This window comes from Burkholderia sp. ABCPW 11, from assembly GCF_001523445.1.
Taxonomy (GTDB): domain Bacteria; phylum Pseudomonadota; class Gammaproteobacteria; order Burkholderiales; family Burkholderiaceae; genus Burkholderia.
The window spans coordinates 38449-55031 of record NZ_LOVM01000062.1; the positions used below are offsets into that span (position 1 = coordinate 38449).

Sequence of the window (16583 nt, forward strand, 5' to 3'; positions counted from 1 at the left end):
GTCCATGGCGAAGGGCGGCCGCGCCGCTGGATCAAGGCCGGCCATGGTCATGCCGGCAACGCATCATCGTTGCGACGCCGGCCCAGCCGGCCTTCGCGACGCCGGCAAGGCGCCGCGTCATCGATTAGTGCCGATCGGTGCCCTTGTGGTTGCGCACCGCGTCGGCGGCCTCGCCGGCCTTCTCCTGAAGCTTGCCGGCCTGCTGTTCAGCCACGCCTTCCGCTTCGGTCTCGCGGTCGCCCGTCACCTTGCCGAGTGCTTCCTTGACCGAACCCTTGACCTGCTTGAGCTTGCCCTCGATGCGATTCCTGTCCATGGTCGTCTCCTGCGATGGTTGAGGAAAGCCGGCGATGCCGCGCCCCTGCGCGGCGCCGCCGAGTGGACAGGATCGCAAGCACGCGCCGCGGGCGGCAGATGCGGATGCACCAGTGCGCCTGGTGCATTCGTACCGCCGCGGTCAGTCCTTGCCCTTCGCACCGCCCTTGTCGCCGCGCGCGCCGTTCGCCTCGGCCGCGCCGACGATCCCGCGCTCGCGCGCCCAGACGATCGCCTCGCCGCGGCTGTGCACGTCGAGCTTCGCGTAGATCGTCGCGACGTGGTTGCGCACGGTGTTCGGCGCAAGCCCGAGGCGGCCGGCGATCTCCTTGTCGGCCAGGCCGTGGCACAGCAGGTCGAATACGTCGCGCTCGCGCGCGGTCAGGTCGGACAGCTGCGCACCCGCATCCGGCGCATTCGCGCGCCGCACGTTCGCGAGCTTCTCGATCAGCGTGCGGCTGAACCACGACGCATCCTGCATCGCGGTCTCGATCGCATAGACGAGCTCCATCTCGGTACGCTTGCGGTCGCTGATGTCGAGCAGCGCGACGAGCAGGCAGTCGCGCCCGTGGATCGCGACGGGGTCGGCCGACACGACGCAATCGCGCACGTCGCCGTCGCGCGTGCGGATCTGCACGTCCGCATTGCGCACGTTGCCGTCGCGCGCGAGCCGGCCTTCGACGCGCGACCACACGCCGCGCTCGGCCCACAGCCCGATCTCGTCGGCGGATTTGCCGAGCAGGTCGCCTTGCGCGTGGCCCGTCAGCGCGGCAAACGCGTCGTTCACGTCGAGCAGCTCGAAACGGTCGGCCGTGACGATCGCGGTCGCGACCGGCGCCATCCGGAATGCCGTCGCGAAGCGCTCCTCGCTTTGCATCAGCGCGCGCTCGGCCTGCTTGCGCGGCTCGAGATCCATGAACGTGAACAGCATGCACGCCTCGCCGTTCATGTCGATCGGCTGCCCGGCGACGACCACCGCCTTGGTGTTGCCGTCGGCAAGCTTCAGCACGGCTTCCATCTGCGGGATCGTCGCGCCTTCGCCGAGCCGCTCGATCGCAAGCTCGCGCCGCTCGGCCTGTTCGAGCACGTCGATCTCGTACACCGAACGGCCGAGCACGTCGTCGCGCGCGTACCCCGTCATGTCGAGAAAGCCCTGGTTGACCTTCACGTAGCGCAAGTCGTCGAGCCGGCAGATCACGGCCGGCGCCGGATTCGCGTTGAAGGTGCGCTCGAAGCGCTCCTCGGCGCTCGCCCATTCGGTCGCGTCGTGCAGCACGAGCGCGAGGCAATCGGGTGCGCCGGCCGCGTTCGTCAGCACCAGGCTGCGGATGCGGTGAACCCAGCTCACCGACTCGTCGGCCGCCGATTCGACCTCGACCGTCACGTCGCTGAACTCTTCGCCGGCGATCACGCGATCCATCGGATAGTGGCCGTCGCGCACCGGATGGTTGTTCCGGTAGCGCAGCCGGAATCGCTCGCGGTATTCGGTGACGTCCGCGCCGAGCGCCTTCAGCTCGGTCACACCGTGCATCGCGAGCGCGGCCTCGTTCGCCCAGACGATCCGCTGGTCGGGTTCGATCAGGATCACGCCCTCGGTGAGCCCGGCGATGATCTGGTGCAGTTGACGCCGGTCGGTATGCGACTTGAGCGCCTGTTCGTCTACTTGTTCGTTCATCGAATCGTTGTCCCTGTCGTCGACATGAGCGCCGGCCGAGCGCCCGTTGCAGTGGCACGCCCCGGCCGGCGCGTGCGGCGATGATCGCGTGCCGCGCAACGGCCCGACAGGCGCGGATGCACTATCTCGAATAGTACATTCGCACGCCGCTCGCGATCGTGCGGTGCCCCGCCGACCGCACAATGCGGCCCGCGCGCCCGTCGTGCGGCGTTGCCCGGATCATGGTGCATGTCGCGAGCTCGCCCGTTCATTCCGTCCCCGGTGCAAACGCACTAGCCGATCAGGTGAATTTGCGCGATGTCCGCTCGCGTTCGCGTCGGTACGCTGGTACTGCATCGGCGCTCATGCGCTGCCCTTTCATACCGCAGAGGAGGACACCCGGATGAAACAGCATCAGACACCCGATCCGACGCGGCCCGAACCGCCCCCGGACAATCCGCCCGAACCGGCGCCGGGCACCGACCCGCCGGTGCCGCTGCCGCCCGACGTGCCGCGGCCGGACATGCCGCCGCGCGAGCCCGGCTACGACACGCCGATCGCCCGCTAAGGCCCGGGAACGCACGGGAACGATCCGTGCTCGCCCATTGATTCACCCGCCAATCGAAGGAGAACATCAATGAACAAGACCTCGCACCTTTCGACACTGCTCGCCGTCAGCGCGGCCTTCCTGCTTTCCGCTGCCCCGCTCACGAACGCGCACGCCCAGGCCTCGTCGACCGACAGCGACATGGCGACCGAATCGAGCCAGCCGGTGACAGACACATGGATCACGACCAAGGTGAAGAGTGAGCTCGCGACCACCGACGGCGTGAAGAGCACCGACATCAGCGTGAAGACGGTGGACGGCGTCGTCACGCTCACGGGCGTGCTGCCGACGAAGACCGCCGTGAAGAAGGCCGTCGCCGTGACGCGCGCCATCAAGGGCGTGAAGCACGTCGACGCGTCCGGCCTGAAGGCGAAAGCCTGAACCATCACGCGGCCGCGTGCCGCACTTTTCTCCCCTTACGAAAGGAGCACACCATGAACGAAGACAAGATCAAGGGCCAGTGGAAGCAGCTCACCGGCAAGCTGAAGGCCAAGTGGGGCAAACTGACCGACGACGATCTCGCGGTCGCGGAAGGCAATCGCGATTATCTGGCCGGCAAGATCCAGGAGCGTTACGGCATTGCCCGCGACGAAGCCGAGAAGCAGTTGAAGGAATTCGACCGCGAGCTGTAACGCGCCAGTCGTCTCACCCCGCCGCGACGCGCGCCGCGTCGCGGCCACGAGGAGGACAACGACATGGGCAAGTATCTGATCGCATGGCTGCTCGGCGTACCGATCGGGCTGCTGGTGCTGTTTTATCTGGTCACGCACCTCTTCTGACGCACGCGACGCCCCGTCGACGAACGAAAACGGGCCGGCGGCTGAAACCCAGCCGCCGGCCCGTCGGCTTTTGCATGCGTCGCGCTTACTTCGCCGCGTTCGCCGTCATCTTGAAGATGCCCTGTGCGTTGCCCGCGTCGAAGCGCAGGTCGGTCACCCAGCGGCGCGCCGTCTGGTCGAACGTGCGCTTGCGCGTGATGAACTCGTAGAACGAACCCGGCACGTTGCGTTTCACCGTGCCGCCGTCGCGGGTGCGGAACTCGCGCTCGACGGTATCCGCACGATAGGCGGTCTGGAACACGCGGCCCGAGCGCGAGCGTTCGACTTCCGGCTTCATCGGCCGACCCTTCGCCTTCTCGGCGTCGGCCAGCTTGAACACGTCGGCGACGCGGTCGGTCGCGTGGTTGAACGCATTGCCTTCGGTCGCGATCCACGCCATTTCCGCCGATTCCATCAGCAGCGTTTCATAGTCGAGCTCGTTCGGCAGGTCGTGCTGGCGCGCGAACGCGCCGACGATTTCCGGCAGCAACGCATGCGCGTCTTCCAGCGACAGCCAGCCTTCGCGCTCGACTTCCCACAGCAGCGCGACGGCCGCCGGCGACAACGGGTCGCGCGACGAGCTGACGACATTCGTCACGGCCTGCTGGAATTCCTTCGAGAAGCGCTCCGGATGCAGTTCGCTGACGAAGAACTGCGCGATTTCGTCCGGCGCGTCCTCATGCGCGTACGCCCGGCCGGTCATGCCGAGCTTGTCGAGCGGGTAACGGCCGTTCAGGCGGAAGCCGAGCGGACGCAGGATGCGCGTGAACGCGGCCTCGCCCGGCGGCAGCGCGCCCGTGTGCGGCCAGCGCACCGTGCGCAGCGCGCCGTGGTCGAAATAGACCGAACCGCCGCTTTCGATCGTGTCGGCCGTGTACGCGCGGCCGTTCGCCGAACGCTCGAGCAGTCCTTCGAACAGCGCCATGTTCATCGCCTGCGCGATTTCCGCGCGCGTCACGACGCCGTCTTCCCATTCTTCGAGGATGGCCGGCATGTTCAGGGTCGAGAACAGGGCGTCGGTCTTCGCCTGTCCCAGCAGCTTCGTCAGCAAGCTGTCGATATTCGGATTGCGCATCAGGATTCTCGTCTCGGGGGACCCGCCGGCAAACGTGCCGGCCATTCGTCGGCCGGCCGCCCAGCGGGCGCCTAGCCTTGCACGGGAAGCATTATTCAAAGGGTTGCAGCGGGGCGTAAAGCGAGATTAAATTGATATGTGATGAGTTTTTGGAATTATCGGCCGGTTCTTCGCAGGCGTTTCACCCGACGCCGCGAGGATCCCTTCGTCAGACAAATCAAGGGCCCGTTTAGAGATGGAATACCCCGTTCCCATGACGTTCCATCTCTAAACGGCCCCCGACATCATGCGCAAATTCAAGATCCCCAACATGGGCGCGCTCGTGGCTTTCGAAGCCGCCGCCCGCCACGAGAGCTTCACGCACGCGGCCAAGGAACTATTCCTGACCGAAAGCGCGGTGTCGCGGCAGATCGCGACGCTGGAGGCGAGCCTCGGCGTGCGGCTGTTCGCGCGCGTGAAGCAGCGCGTCGTGCTGACGCGGGCCGGCAAGCTGTACGGCACGCAAGTGCGGCGCGCGCTGGAAACGCTCGACCGCGACACGCTGTCGATCATCGCGCACGGCAGCGGCGGCGGTTACCTCGAGCTCGCGGTGCTGCCGACCTTCGCGTCGCACTGGCTGATCCCGCGCATCAAGAGCTTCTACGACCGCACGCCCGACGTGCGCGTGAACATGGGCAGCCGCACCGACCTGTTCTCGTTCGAGGACACGCACTTCGAAGCCGCGATCCACTACGGCAAGCCGACCTGGCCCGGCACGTCGTCCGACTACCTGTTCGGCGAGGAAGTCGTGCCGATCTGCTCGCCGGCGCTGCTGGACGGGCCGGTCGAGCGCGTCGAGGATCTGCTCGCGTATCCGCTGCTGCACTCGACGACGCGCCCCGGCGCGTGGGCGCAGTGGTTCGAGACGCACGGCGTCGAGGACATCCGCACGATGCAGGGCGTGCGCTACGAACTGCACACGATGCTGATCAGCGCGGCCGCGGCCGGGCTCGGCGTCGCGCTCGTGCCGAAGTTCTTCGTCGAGGAACAGTTGCAGCAGCTCGGCCTCGTCGTGCCGTGCGATGCGGCAACCGTCGGCGATTCGGCGTACTACCTCGTGTATCCGACCGAGCTCAGCCACAGCAAGCCGCTGGAATCGTTCCGCAGCTGGCTGCTTGAACAGGCGAGCGCGTATGCGGCGCCGGAGCGCGACGCGCACGACGCCGCTGAGGAAGACGACGAGGACGTCGAGTAACGGCGCCGTCGCGCCGGCGTCATCGCGCGGCTGCGCGGCGGGAAGCCGCATTGTCGCGCACCGCGTGCGTCACATGTGCCACTTCACCGTGGCGGTCAGCGTACGCGGATCGCCGGGCATGTTGTACAGGTCCGCGTTGCCGTGCGCGGCGATGAAGTAGCGGCGATTGAACAGGTTGTCGAGCGTGAGCGTCACGTCGACCTTCTTGCTCCGATAGCCGGCGCCCAGGTTGAACACCGTAAACGACGGCAGCGTGACGAGATCGCTCGCCGACGTGTAGCGCGCCGACTGGAACTGCATGCCGGCCGCCGCATAGAAGCCGTACGGCAGCTCGCGCTTGAGCCACAGGTTCGCGCTGTGGCGCGGCATCAGCCCCGGCGTGTTGCTCGACACCGCGAGGCCGGCCGCCGTCGACTGCGCGGATCCGTCCACCGTGCCGTTCAGGTACGCGTAACCCGCATACACCGACCACTTCGGCGCGATCTCGCCGGTGAAGCCGAGCTCCATCCCGCGCACGTGCTGCGTGCCGATCGGCAGCGCATAGCCGGGATTCGCCGGATCGCCGATCTGCTGGTTGGTCTGGCGCATGTCGAACAGCGCGACGCTGGCCGTCGCCTTGCCGCCGAGGTCGAAGCGCGAGCCAACCTCATACGCGGTGGTCTTCTGCGGCGCGAGCGCGGCGCCGTTCGAGAACGCGCCGGAGCTGATCAGCGTGTCGGCCAGCGGCGAGAACGACTGGCTGAACGACCCGTACAGCGTGAGCCAGTCGAGCGGTTCGTAGATCAGGCCGACGCGCGGGCTCCACGCATGATCGGTGCGCTCGAGATTGACGTTCGACGACGTGTAGTCGTGGCGGGTCTGGTTCAGGTAGTCGAAGCGCAGGCCCGCGAGCACCTTCCAGTGTTCGGTCAGCGAGATCAGATCCTGCGCGTAGACGCCCGCGAGCCCGACGACGGTCGACGCGTTCGTCTTCGCGCGCGCGCCGGTCGGCACGCCGGGCAGCACGACCGGCTGCGGATTGAAGAGATCGTAGGTCGCGACCTTCGTCACGCTGTAGATCGTGTCGAACTTCTGCTGCTGCGACAGCTCGAGCCCGTACAGCAGCTCGTGACGCATGCCGAACAGCGACGTCTTCTGCGTGAGCTCGAACAGCCCGTCGATGCCGTGATCGGTGCGCTGGCGCGTCGACTGGTCGAGCGTGACGACCGGGCGCGCGGCCGTCTTGATCGGCTCGTACGTCACGTAGTTTTTCCGCTCGAGCGAGAAGTCGTACGCGCGGATCGCGCCGTGGAACGACAGCGAATCGTCGAAGCGGTGATCGAGCGACACCGTCGCGCTCTTCGCGGAGACGTCGTTGTAAGAACTGTTCCCCCCGTCGGCCGACCCGTAGTACGTGTTGATCGGCACGTCGACCGGCCGGCCGCGATACGCGGGCAGGCCCTGATCGGACGTGCGGCGGTCGTGCAGATAGTCGAATTCGACGTTCAGCACCGTGTCGCGGTCGAGCTTGAACTGCGCGGACGGCGCGATCGCCTGCCGGTTGAGCTGGAACCGGTCGCGGAAGCTGTTCGAATTCTCGGCCGCGCCGGTCATCCGAAAGCGCGCGGCGTCGTTCGGGTTCCAGCCGAGGTCGAATTCGCCGCGCCGCTCGCCTCGCGTGCCGAGCGTCACGCCCACGTCGTTCACCGGGGTCGCCTGCGGCCGCTTCAGCACGCGATTCACGATGCCGCCCGCCGAGCCGCGCCCGTACAGCACCGCCGCCGGCCCCTTCAGCACCTCGACACGCTCGACGTTCGACAGGTCGCGGTAGTACAGCGCATCGTCGCGAATGCCGTCGACGTACTGGTCCGTGATGCTGTTGAAGCCGCGGATCGTGATCTGGTCGCGCTGGCCGTCGCCGACCGAGAAGCCGACGCCCGGCACGTTGCGCAATGCGTCCTGCAGCGACGTCGCGTTCTGATCCTCGATCACCGCGTGCGGCACGACGTTCACGGTCTGCGGCACGTCCATCAGCGACATGTCGGTCTTGGTCGCCGCGCGCGAATGGCCGCCGTCGTACGACGCATGCTCGGCGGCCGCGTTGACGGAAATCGCGGGCAGGGTCGCCGCGGCGTCGGCCGCCTGCGCAAACGAAGTGCGGGCGCCGGCCAGCGACGTGGCAATCAGAAGCGCATGGCACGCGCTCGTGTTGAGTTTCATCGTGAACGTAGAAGGTGGTGAAGAAAACGGCGAACGAGAACGCGCCGGCCCGCGCGCACGTCGCGCGTCGAATCGGCCGGCGACGCCCTTTTCGCGAAAACGACGATGCGCGTGGAGGATTGCCCCGTCGCGCAGTCCGTGCGGCGAGCGGCCGGTACGAATCGCTGCCGGCCGGCTCAGCCGGCACGAAAAAAGCCGTGACGCCCCGTCACGGCTCGTAATGCGGCGAAATAATAAACGAGAATGATTCGTGTTTTTAGTTAATTTTCAACGTGTCGCCTGGCCGCAACGTGAGCGCGCATCGCGCTCTGCATTCCTGACGAATGCCTTTCCGTTTCGGGCCCTTGAGCGGCTTGTTTCGTAATAGAAACGAAAGATTCGAATCGGCCGTCTCATGCGGCAACGATCGGTAACGCGCGGGAATCGGGATACGACGACGGGGAAACTGGAGAGGATCGCGAAGGACCGGATCGAGCAGACGGAACGGATTCAACGGTCCGGTGTGCGCCGGACCGGGCAACCCCGACCCGGCGCTCCGGGCAGCCGACCTCGTATCGGCAACGCGGCGGATCTTCTTCTGTTCTTCACTACGTCTGCTCTCAGGCTCGCTGCATTTTTTTCCTCGCCGCGCTGCGCCATTATCCACGCAATTCGGCAGAAGTAAAACGTTTGCGTCTGCACCGCGGCCGTTATATCCGGGATTCGGACACATTCTTTCGGAATACTTTCGGTCATTTCGGCACGTTTCGACCCATGTTGCATTCGTTGCGTCGTTCCTTTTAAATGGAACTGGTTCCATTCGCTGAATCGACGCTATTTGCGCGTGACGCGCCGTCGCGTGCGCGTCATGATGCGGATTCAGGATCGAGGACCGTTCAGCTCAGGATTCGCTTCGCCCGTCCCTTCCCGGACACCCCGTCAAACGAGACCGTCATGCCCGATTCCGCCTCCCTGCAGCACCTGTTTCCCGCCTTACAGGACATCCCCGCCGAATTCCGGCTGGCTTCGCCGATTCACCAGCGCGTGTCGCTCGTCGACGGCGAATTGCGGCCGTGGGACGGCGCAACCAAGACCGTGCTGTCGCCCGTATGCGTGCGACAGGCGGACGGCAGCGTCGAGCAGGTCGAAATCGGCAGCTACCCGGTGATGGGCGAAACGGAAAGCGACGCGGCGCTCGACGCCGCGGTGCGCGCGTACGACGCCGGCCGCGGCGAATGGCCGACGATGAAGGTCGAGCAGCGCATCGCGTGCATGCAGGACTTCATCAAGCGGATGGTCGCGCAGCGCGAACTCGTCGTGAACCTGATCATGTGGGAGATCGGCAAGAGCCTCGCCGATTCGCAGAAGGAATTCGACCGCACCGTCACCTACATGACGCAGACGATCGACGCGCTGAAAGAGCTCGACAACACGAACTCGCGCTTCGTGATCGCGGAAGGCACGATCGGCCAGATCCGCCGCACGCCGCTGGGCGTCGTGCTCTGCATGGGCCCGTACAACTATCCGTTGAACGAGACGTTCGCGACGCTGATTCCGGCGCTGCTGATGGGCAACACCGTGGTGTTCAAGCCACCGCAGTACGGCACGCTGCTGTTCGAGCCGCTGCTCGAGGCGTTCCGCGACGCATTCCCGAAGGGCGTGATCAACACGATCTACGCGCCGGGCGCGGTGGTCGTGCCGCACATGCTCGCGTCGGGCAAGATCAACGTGCTCGCGCTGATCGGGTCGAGCAAGGTGGCCGATCACCTGAAGAAGCAGCACCCGAAGTCGCACCGGCTGCGCGCGATCCTCGGCCTCGACGCGAAGAACGCGGCGATCGTGCTGCCCGACGCCGATCTCGACCTCACCGTGAAGGAGTGCCTGCTCGGCGCGCTGTCGTTCAACGGCCAGCGCTGCACCGCGCTGAAGATGCTGCTCGTGCATCGCTCGATCGTCGACGAATTCCTGAAGCGCTTCACCGCCGCACTCGAACAGCTGAAAATCGGCATGCCGTGGGAAAAAGGCGTCAGCATCACGCCGCTGCCCGGCATGCATCGCACCGTGTACATGACCGACGCGATCGACGACGCGAAGGCGAAGGGCGCGCAGGTCGTCAATCGTTCGGGCGGCGAATTCAGCAAGACGCTGTTCTACCCGGCCGTCGTGTATCCGGTGTCCGAAGGGATGAAGCTGTACCGCGAGGAGCAGTTCGGGCCGATCATTCCGGTCGCACCGTTCGACGACGTGGAAACCGCGCTCGACTACGTGACGACGTCGGATCACGGCCAGCAGGTCAGCATCTTCGGTTCCGATCCGGCGCAGATCGGCGCGCTCGTCGATCCGCTCGTGAACCAGGTGTGCCGCGTGAACATCAACTGCCAGTGCCAGCGCGGGCCCGACGTGTTCCCGTTCGCGGGGCGCAAGGATTCGGCCGAGGGCACGCTGTCGGTGAGCGATGCGCTGCGCGCGTTCTCGATCCGCTCGATGGTCGCGGCGAAGCAGACCGACGCCAGCAAGCAGCTGCTCGACTCGATCGTGTCGGATCACCACTCGAAGTTCATCAATACGGGCTTCATTTTCTGAAGCCATCCTGATCGATGCCGGGCCCCCGTCGCACGCCGGTGCGGCGGGGCGCTTCCGGCATGCGTCGCCCTGCTAGACGTTCGTCACCAGCAGCCGGACGCCCGCCACGCCGAACACGACGGCCAGGCATGCTTCCATCGCGCGACGGCCGCGCACGTAAAGCCGCCGCGCACCGTCCATCGAGAACACCAGCGCATAGCCGCCGAACACCATGCAGCCGATCGCGAGGCAGCCCGGGACGACGGCGCCGTGCGCCCCGCCCGCGCCGTTCGACGACAGCGCGACGATCGACACCCACACGAGAATCGCCTTCGGATTGGTCAGATGCAGCATCGCGCCGCGCACGTAGAAGCGCGACAGCCGCTGCTCGCGCGCCGCATTCGCCGATGCCGCCGGCGGGCCCGACAGCGCCGTGCGCGCCGACTTGAACGCGAGCCACAGCAGGTACAGCCCGCCGAAGACCTTGATCGCGACCAGCAGCTTCGACCACGCGAGCAGCGCGGCCGATATGCCGAGCGCCGCGACCATCGCCCAGAACATCGACCCTGAAATCACGCCGAGCGCGAACGCGAGCGCCGCCTTGCGGCCCTGGTTCGCGGCGACCGACATGATCGCGAGATTGCTCGGCCCGGGGCTGGCCGTGCCGATGAAATAGGCCGTGTAGGCAAGCAGCAGGTTGGCCGAGAAGAAGGTATGGGCGCTCATGTCGAATCTCGCGGGGACGATCCGGAGATTGTTGGCAAACCTGCGCCGTCTGCCCATGGACAATTGTGCGTCCGATCGGTGGGCCAGTTGGATGGCCACGCAACCGATCGCCCGCCGCCGGACCGTCTCTGTTTTGAAACAACCGGCGTGCTCGCCGCCGTTCGCGCGATGCGACAGCGCACGTTCCGCGCAGCGGTTTACCGTCGGCGGACGCACGGCGGGCGCGGCGGAACCGCACGGCACGCGTCGTTCCGGCCATTCGCAGGGGAAACGCGCGACGCGCCCGAGGCCCGCGTTACGTTACATCCGTGAAGCATTTCGCGTCGTCGCGCCGTTTCGGGCGCCCGACGCCGTCCACCTCGCGCCCGTAGATACCCTCCTCGATCGCCTGCGCAATCCAGTCCCGACGGGACTCGCCGACCGACGGCGGATCGCGGCTCAACATTGCTCAACAATCGTCTGGCGGCGCTGGTACGGAATCTGCATTCCGTTCGGGCAGAAGCCGCGCGCGGGACTGCGCGGACATGATTCACCCTCGGGCGCGTCCGCGGATACGCCCGTACGTATGCACACGCAACGAGGCTCTTCATGGATGCGCAGCCCAACTCGTCCGATTCGTCGTTCCAGCTCTTCCTCGCGAAGGTGCTCGAACAGCCGCTGCCCGACTGGACCGAAAAACAGCAGATGGAACTCGAGATGGCACGCACGCTGTCGACGCAAATGGTCACGCTCGCCGAAGACATGCGCGGCCGCGCGCCCGATCTCGCGCGCTGCCTCGTGCTGCTCCGCTACGCGAAGGTGCTCGACTTCATGCTGACGTCGCTCGCCGCGCACCGCGACATTCATCCGCAGACGCTGCGCACGCTGTTCCGGCTCGCGAACCTGAAGGTCGACGACGCCTATCCGGTGTGAGCCGGCGCAACGGATCGCGCGTCGCGCACGGCCGTCGCGGCAACCCAACCCATCCCGCACACGCGCGCCCCGACTGTCCCTCCACGTAAACGGAGGTACAATCGCGCGCCATGAACGCACTTCGCCGCTTCCTGCTCCGGCCAGGCGTCGCGCGACGGTGGCTGTGGGGGTTCCTCCTCGTGACGCTGCTGTCCCGCGCGCTGATGTCGGGCGCCGTGATGCTCGATCCGGACGGTCCGGATGCGGGCTCGGTGGTGCTGTGTTCGGGCCGCGGCCCGCTGATCGTCACCGGCGCCGCGCTGGCCGCCCGCTTCGATGCGGGCGCGCCGATCACGCCGGCCAACGATGCGCGCGCGCTCGCCGATGCACTGAAGCATGACGCGCACGCCGACCAGGCGGCGTCCTCCGACAACGGCGACAGCCTGTGCGCATTCGGCGCCGCACTGTTCACCGCGCTCGCGTCGTTCGTGCTGCTGGTGCTGCTGTTTCCCGCAGCGCCGCCGCGGCGCTTCTTCATTCGCTTCGACGGTCTTCCATTCGTGCGATCGATATTCGACGATCGCCCGCCCTCCCGCGCCCCTCCTTTGTTCTGCTGAACGTTTTGCCCCGTGACGCGCGCACGTCGACGTGCATGCGCGTTCACGCCGTTCGTTTCGCCCTGACCTGATTCACGCGTTCACCCGAATGCCCGCATCGCGCGGGCGACGCCGCCCTGCGCACCGTTTGCGCAGCTGCCGCGCCGCCCGCCGCGGCGATGCACGCATGCGGGTGCGACGCACGTCGACCGCAGCCGGCCCCCGCCGGTCGCGCCGCTCGACGCACCCGAGGAGTTCACACCATGTCGACCACCGTCGATCGGGCCATCTCGCCCGCCCGTTCCGCCAGCGCCGGTTATCGGACGCTCTGGCGCTGGCATTTCTACGCCGGCCTGTTCGTGATGCCGTTCCTCGTGATCCTCGCGATCACGGGCACGCTCTACTGCTTCCAGCCGCAGATCGAACCGCTGCTGTATCCGCACCGGCTGGTCGTCGAACCGCGCGCGACGCCGCGGCTCGATGCCGACACGCTGCTCGCCCGCGCACGCACCGCGATGCCGGCCGGCGCCACGCCGGTGTCCGTGCAGGTCGCCACCGCGCCGGACCGCAGCGCCGAGTACGTATTCCGGCTGCGCGACGGCAGCCGCGAGAGCGTGTACGTGAACCCGTACGACGGCAGCGTGCTCGGCACGCTGAGCGTCGAGAACCGCTTCATGCAGGTCGACCGAATGCTGCATCGCAAGCTGCTGCTCGGCAAGACCGGCGAGTTGCTGATGGAGCTCGCCGCCTGCTGGACCTTCGTGATGATCGGCACCGGCGTCGCGCTGTGGTGGCCGCGCGGGGCGGCCCGCGTCGGGCGCGCGCTGCGGCCCGACCTGTCGCTGCGCGGCCGGCCGCTGTGGAAGAGCATTCACGCGTCGGCCGGCATCTGGCTCGCGGCCGGCACGGTCGCGTTCATCCTGACGGGGCTGCCGTGGTCGGGCTCGTGGGGCAAGAATTTCAAGGCGCTCGCCGCGACCGTGAACCTCGGCGCGCCGGAAGGCGCGTGGGGCGGCGAGTCGATCCGCTCGACGCGCCCGGGTGCCGCCGTGACGGCCGGGCAGGCGCCTGCGCAGGCGGCCATGCCGTCCGGCCATCACCACGATTCCGGCGAATCGATGCCGGGAATGGTGATGGACGACCTGCCGTTGCCGCAAACGCCGTGGGCGGTCGGCAACGTGCCCGTGCCGCATTCGCCGTCGGCGCCGGCCCCTGCGCCGCTGCCGCTGGCCCGCGCGATCGCGATCGTCGCCGGGCTCGGCGTAACGAGCGGCTACACGCTCGCGTTGCCGTCCGGCGCGGATGGCGTGTTCACCGCGTCGTACTTTCCGGCCGACCCGAAGGCCGAACGCACGATCTATGTCGACCAGTACAGCGGCGCCGTCCTGAAGGACATCCGCTACGACGACTACGGCGCGGTATCGAAAGCCGTGTCGTACGGCACGTCGCTGCACATGGGCCGTTATTTCGGGCTCGCGAATCAGATCCTTTGCGCGGTGTTGTCGCTCGGGCTGGCCGCGATGGCCGTCACGGGTACCGTGATGTGGTGGAAACGCCGCCCGGCCGGGAAGCTGGGCGCACCGTCGCGCGAACGCGGCACGCCGCCGATGCGCGGCTGGGTCGCCGGGCTCGTGCTGCTCGGCATCGTTTTCCCGTTGATGGGGCTGACGCTCGTCGCGGTCTGGCTGCTCGACCGGCTGCTGTTCGGCCGCGCGGCCCCGGCCGCAGCGTGATCGACGCAAGCACCTCCCCCATTCGAAGGAAACCGAAACAATGAAGTTCAGATCGATGCTGCCCGCTGCCGTTCTCGCGGCGCTCTCGCCGGCCGGGCACGCACAAGCACAGGAAAGCGGCGGCGACGGCGCCGGCGCCACGCTCGCACCGATTCGCGTCGACGCGCAGAAGGCACCCGCACTGACGCAACCGCTCGACACCGGCAGCCATCTCGGGCTGTCGCCGCTCGAAACGCCCGCGAGCGTCGAGCAGATCGGCCGCGCGACCCTCGACACGCGCGGCGACAGTTCGATCGTCGACGCGGTAAGCCGCGCCGCCGGCATCAGCGCGTCGCCGCATCCCGGCAACGGCGATTCGGAGCTCGCCGCGCGCGGCTTCGTCGGCGCGTCGTCGGTCACGCAGCTCTACGACGGCGTGCGCCCGTACGGCGCGATCGGCGTCACGTTCCCGTTCGACACGTGGTCGGTCGACCATATCGACGTGCTGCGCGGCCCCGCTTCGGTAATCTACGGCGAAGGCGCGATCGGCGGCGTGGTCAACATCGTGCCGAAGAAGCCGACGCGCACGCCGATCCGCAATGAGTTGCAAGTCGGCGGCGGCACCGAAGGCACGGCGCGCGCCGCGTTCGGCAGCGGCGGCGCGATCGGCGACAAGCTGTCGTACCGCTTCGACATCAGCGGCAACCGCTCGTCGAACTGGGTCGATCGCGGCGACTCGCGCAACCTGTCGGTGTCGGGCGCGCTGCGCTACGACGTGACGCCCGACCTGTACGTGACGGCGTCGTACGCGCAGGGCTTCCAGCATCCGATGCGGTATTTCGGCACGCCGCTCGTCGGCGGCGCGCGCGATCGCGCGCTCGACGAGAAGAACTACAACGTCGGCGACGCCGACATCGCGTTCCGCGACAGCTGGGCCACCGTATCGGCGAACTGGCAGCCGAGCGACGGCCTGAACGTGACGAGCACGCTGTACCGGATGAAGAGCAATCGTCACTGGAAGGATGCGGAGTACTACACGTACGTGCCGTCGAGCGCGCAGGTGCGGCGCAGCAGCTACACCGAGATCTTTCACGATCAGGAACAGTACGGCAACGTGACGACGGCCACCGTCGACAGCGCGCTGTTCGGGATGCGCAACACGTTTTCGGCGGGCGTCGAGTTCAACCACACGACGTTCCAGCACGACAACAACTCGCCGTATTCGGGCACGTCGACGGTCGATCCGCTCGACTTCGATCCGCGCGGTTTCATCAATACGGCCGGTACATTTCCGAAGTACCGCAGCCAGTCGAACCAGTACGCGCTGTTCGCGGAGAATCGGCTCGCGATCACGCCGCGCTGGTCGGTGATCGGCGGGCTGCGCTACGACCATGCGAGCGTGAACCGCGACGATCTCGTGAACGGCGGCGCATTCACGAAGGTGTTCGCGAACACGGGCTGGCGCGTCGGCACCGTATACGACGTGCGGCCCGGCCTCGCCGTGTACGGCCAGTATTCGGTCGCGGCCGATCCGGTCAGCTCGCTGCTGTCGCTGAATGCGTCGAAGGCGAACTTCACGCTCGCGACCGGCCGGCAGATCGAGATCGGCGTGAAGCAGTCGTTCCTCGACGGCAACGCGGAATGGACGCTGGCCGCGTACCGGATCGTGAAGAGCAATCTCCTGACGGCCGACCCGGCGAACCCGAACCAGTCGATCCAGGTCGGCCAGCAGTCGTCGCGCGGGCTGGAGGCGACGGTCGGTGCGGAGATCGCGAAGGATTGGCGCGTCGATGCGAACGTATCGATCCTGCGCGCGAAATACGACGATTTCCAGCAGTCGTCCGGCGACGCGACCGTATCGCGCGCGGGCAACGTGCCGATGTCGGTGCCGCAGCGTCTGGCGAACCTGTGGGTGAGCTGGCGCTTCGCGCCGGACTGGACGGGCATCGCGGGCGTCAAGTACGTCGGCAAGCGGTTCGCCGATACCGCGAACCGGCTCGCCATGCCGTCGTACACGACCGTCGACCTGGGCCTCGCGTGGCGGCCGCGCAAGGACACGACGATCACCGCCCGCGCGTACAACGTGTTCAACCGTCGCTACGTGCAGTCCGCGTACTACAACGAGACGCAGTATCTGCTCGGCAACGATCGGCGGTTCGAGGTGCTCGCGAACTACCGGTTCTGATGCGGCGCGCCGCCACGCAACGCGCGCGCC

General features: G+C 67.2%; 15 protein-coding genes. 9 read left to right on the forward strand and 6 right to left on the reverse strand.

What is annotated here, in order from left to right; translation table 11 throughout:
• Nucleotides 1-124: 124 nt before the first annotated feature.
• Both WS61_RS23345 and WS61_RS23350 read right to left on the reverse strand, forming a co-directional pair.
• On the reverse strand, nucleotides 125-316 hold the full coding sequence (locus WS61_RS23345; protein ID WP_027782241.1) for a CsbD family protein: 192 nt from the start codon (nucleotides 314-316) through the stop codon (nucleotides 125-127).
• 141 nt (nucleotides 317-457) lie between these two features.
• Nucleotides 458-1990 (reverse strand): helix-turn-helix transcriptional regulator, encoded by a 1533-nt coding sequence (locus WS61_RS23350; protein ID WP_034205537.1) that lies wholly within the window; start codon nucleotides 1988-1990, stop codon nucleotides 458-460.
• A 382-nt stretch (nucleotides 1991-2372) separates the two neighbouring features.
• Here WS61_RS23350 and WS61_RS35290 point away from each other — a divergent pair, with 382 nt between their 5' ends.
• The 3 genes from WS61_RS35290 (at nucleotide 2373) to WS61_RS23360 (ending at nucleotide 3208) form a co-directional block, all read left to right on the forward strand.
• Nucleotides 2373-2537: a hypothetical protein gene (locus WS61_RS35290; RefSeq protein WP_179949403.1), complete on the forward strand. Its 165-nt coding sequence runs from the start codon at nucleotides 2373-2375 to the stop codon at nucleotides 2535-2537.
• Between the two features lie 69 nt (nucleotides 2538-2606).
• A complete protein-coding gene (locus WS61_RS23355; RefSeq protein ID WP_059503915.1) occupies nucleotides 2607-2957 on the forward strand; it encodes a BON domain-containing protein in 351 nt (116 codons plus the stop codon).
• 53 nt (nucleotides 2958-3010) lie between these two features.
• Entirely contained in the window at nucleotides 3011-3208 is a 198-nt protein-coding gene (locus WS61_RS23360) for a CsbD family protein (protein ID WP_034205539.1), read from the forward strand.
• A 232-nt stretch (nucleotides 3209-3440) separates the two neighbouring features.
• Here WS61_RS23360 and WS61_RS23365 read toward each other — a convergent pair whose 3' ends face one another.
• Entirely contained in the window at nucleotides 3441-4469 is a 1029-nt protein-coding gene (locus tag WS61_RS23365; RefSeq protein ID WP_059503917.1) for a DUF1338 domain-containing protein, read from the reverse strand.
• A 286-nt stretch (nucleotides 4470-4755) separates the two neighbouring features.
• Between WS61_RS23365 and WS61_RS23370 the strand changes: the two genes are divergently transcribed.
• Complete coding sequence (locus tag WS61_RS23370; protein ID WP_059503920.1) at nucleotides 4756-5703, forward strand: LysR family transcriptional regulator; 948 nt, start codon at nucleotides 4756-4758, stop codon at nucleotides 5701-5703.
• Between the two features lie 69 nt (nucleotides 5704-5772).
• On the opposite strand, the gene WS61_RS23375 is transcribed toward WS61_RS23370, so the two are convergent.
• Complete coding sequence (locus WS61_RS23375) at nucleotides 5773-7902, reverse strand: TonB-dependent siderophore receptor (RefSeq protein ID WP_059503922.1); 2130 nt, start codon at nucleotides 7900-7902, stop codon at nucleotides 5773-5775.
• Between the two features lie 933 nt (nucleotides 7903-8835).
• Here WS61_RS23375 and WS61_RS23380 point away from each other — a divergent pair.
• Nucleotides 8836-10464, forward strand: coding sequence for an NADP-dependent glyceraldehyde-3-phosphate dehydrogenase (locus WS61_RS23380; RefSeq protein ID WP_059503924.1), 1629 nt, complete (start codon nucleotides 8836-8838; stop codon nucleotides 10462-10464).
• Between the two features lie 72 nt (nucleotides 10465-10536).
• Here the strand turns inward: WS61_RS23380 and WS61_RS23385 are convergent, their stop codons facing one another.
• Together WS61_RS23385 and WS61_RS35295 are read right to left on the reverse strand one after the other, a co-directional pair.
• Nucleotides 10537-11169 (reverse strand): LysE family translocator, encoded by a 633-nt coding sequence (locus WS61_RS23385; protein WP_059503926.1) that lies wholly within the window; start codon nucleotides 11167-11169, stop codon nucleotides 10537-10539.
• 295 nt (nucleotides 11170-11464) lie between these two features.
• A complete protein-coding gene (locus WS61_RS35295; protein ID WP_179949404.1) occupies nucleotides 11465-11614 on the reverse strand; it encodes a hypothetical protein in 150 nt (49 codons plus the stop codon).
• A 143-nt stretch (nucleotides 11615-11757) separates the two neighbouring features.
• Between WS61_RS35295 and WS61_RS23390 the strand changes: the two genes are divergently transcribed.
• The 4 genes from WS61_RS23390 (at nucleotide 11758) to WS61_RS23405 (ending at nucleotide 16553) form a co-directional block, all read left to right on the forward strand.
• A complete protein-coding gene (locus WS61_RS23390) occupies nucleotides 11758-12081 on the forward strand; it encodes a hypothetical protein (RefSeq protein WP_034205546.1) in 324 nt (107 codons plus the stop codon).
• 110 nt (nucleotides 12082-12191) lie between these two features.
• Complete coding sequence (locus WS61_RS23395; RefSeq protein ID WP_059503928.1) at nucleotides 12192-12677, forward strand: DUF2946 family protein; 486 nt, start codon at nucleotides 12192-12194, stop codon at nucleotides 12675-12677.
• A gap of 242 nt (nucleotides 12678-12919) precedes the next feature.
• Nucleotides 12920-14389 (forward strand): PepSY domain-containing protein, encoded by a 1470-nt coding sequence (locus WS61_RS23400; RefSeq protein ID WP_059503930.1) that lies wholly within the window; start codon nucleotides 12920-12922, stop codon nucleotides 14387-14389.
• 40 nt (nucleotides 14390-14429) lie between these two features.
• Complete coding sequence (locus WS61_RS23405; protein WP_059503932.1) at nucleotides 14430-16553, forward strand: TonB-dependent siderophore receptor; 2124 nt, start codon at nucleotides 14430-14432, stop codon at nucleotides 16551-16553.
• Nucleotides 16554-16583 lie beyond the last annotated feature (30 nt).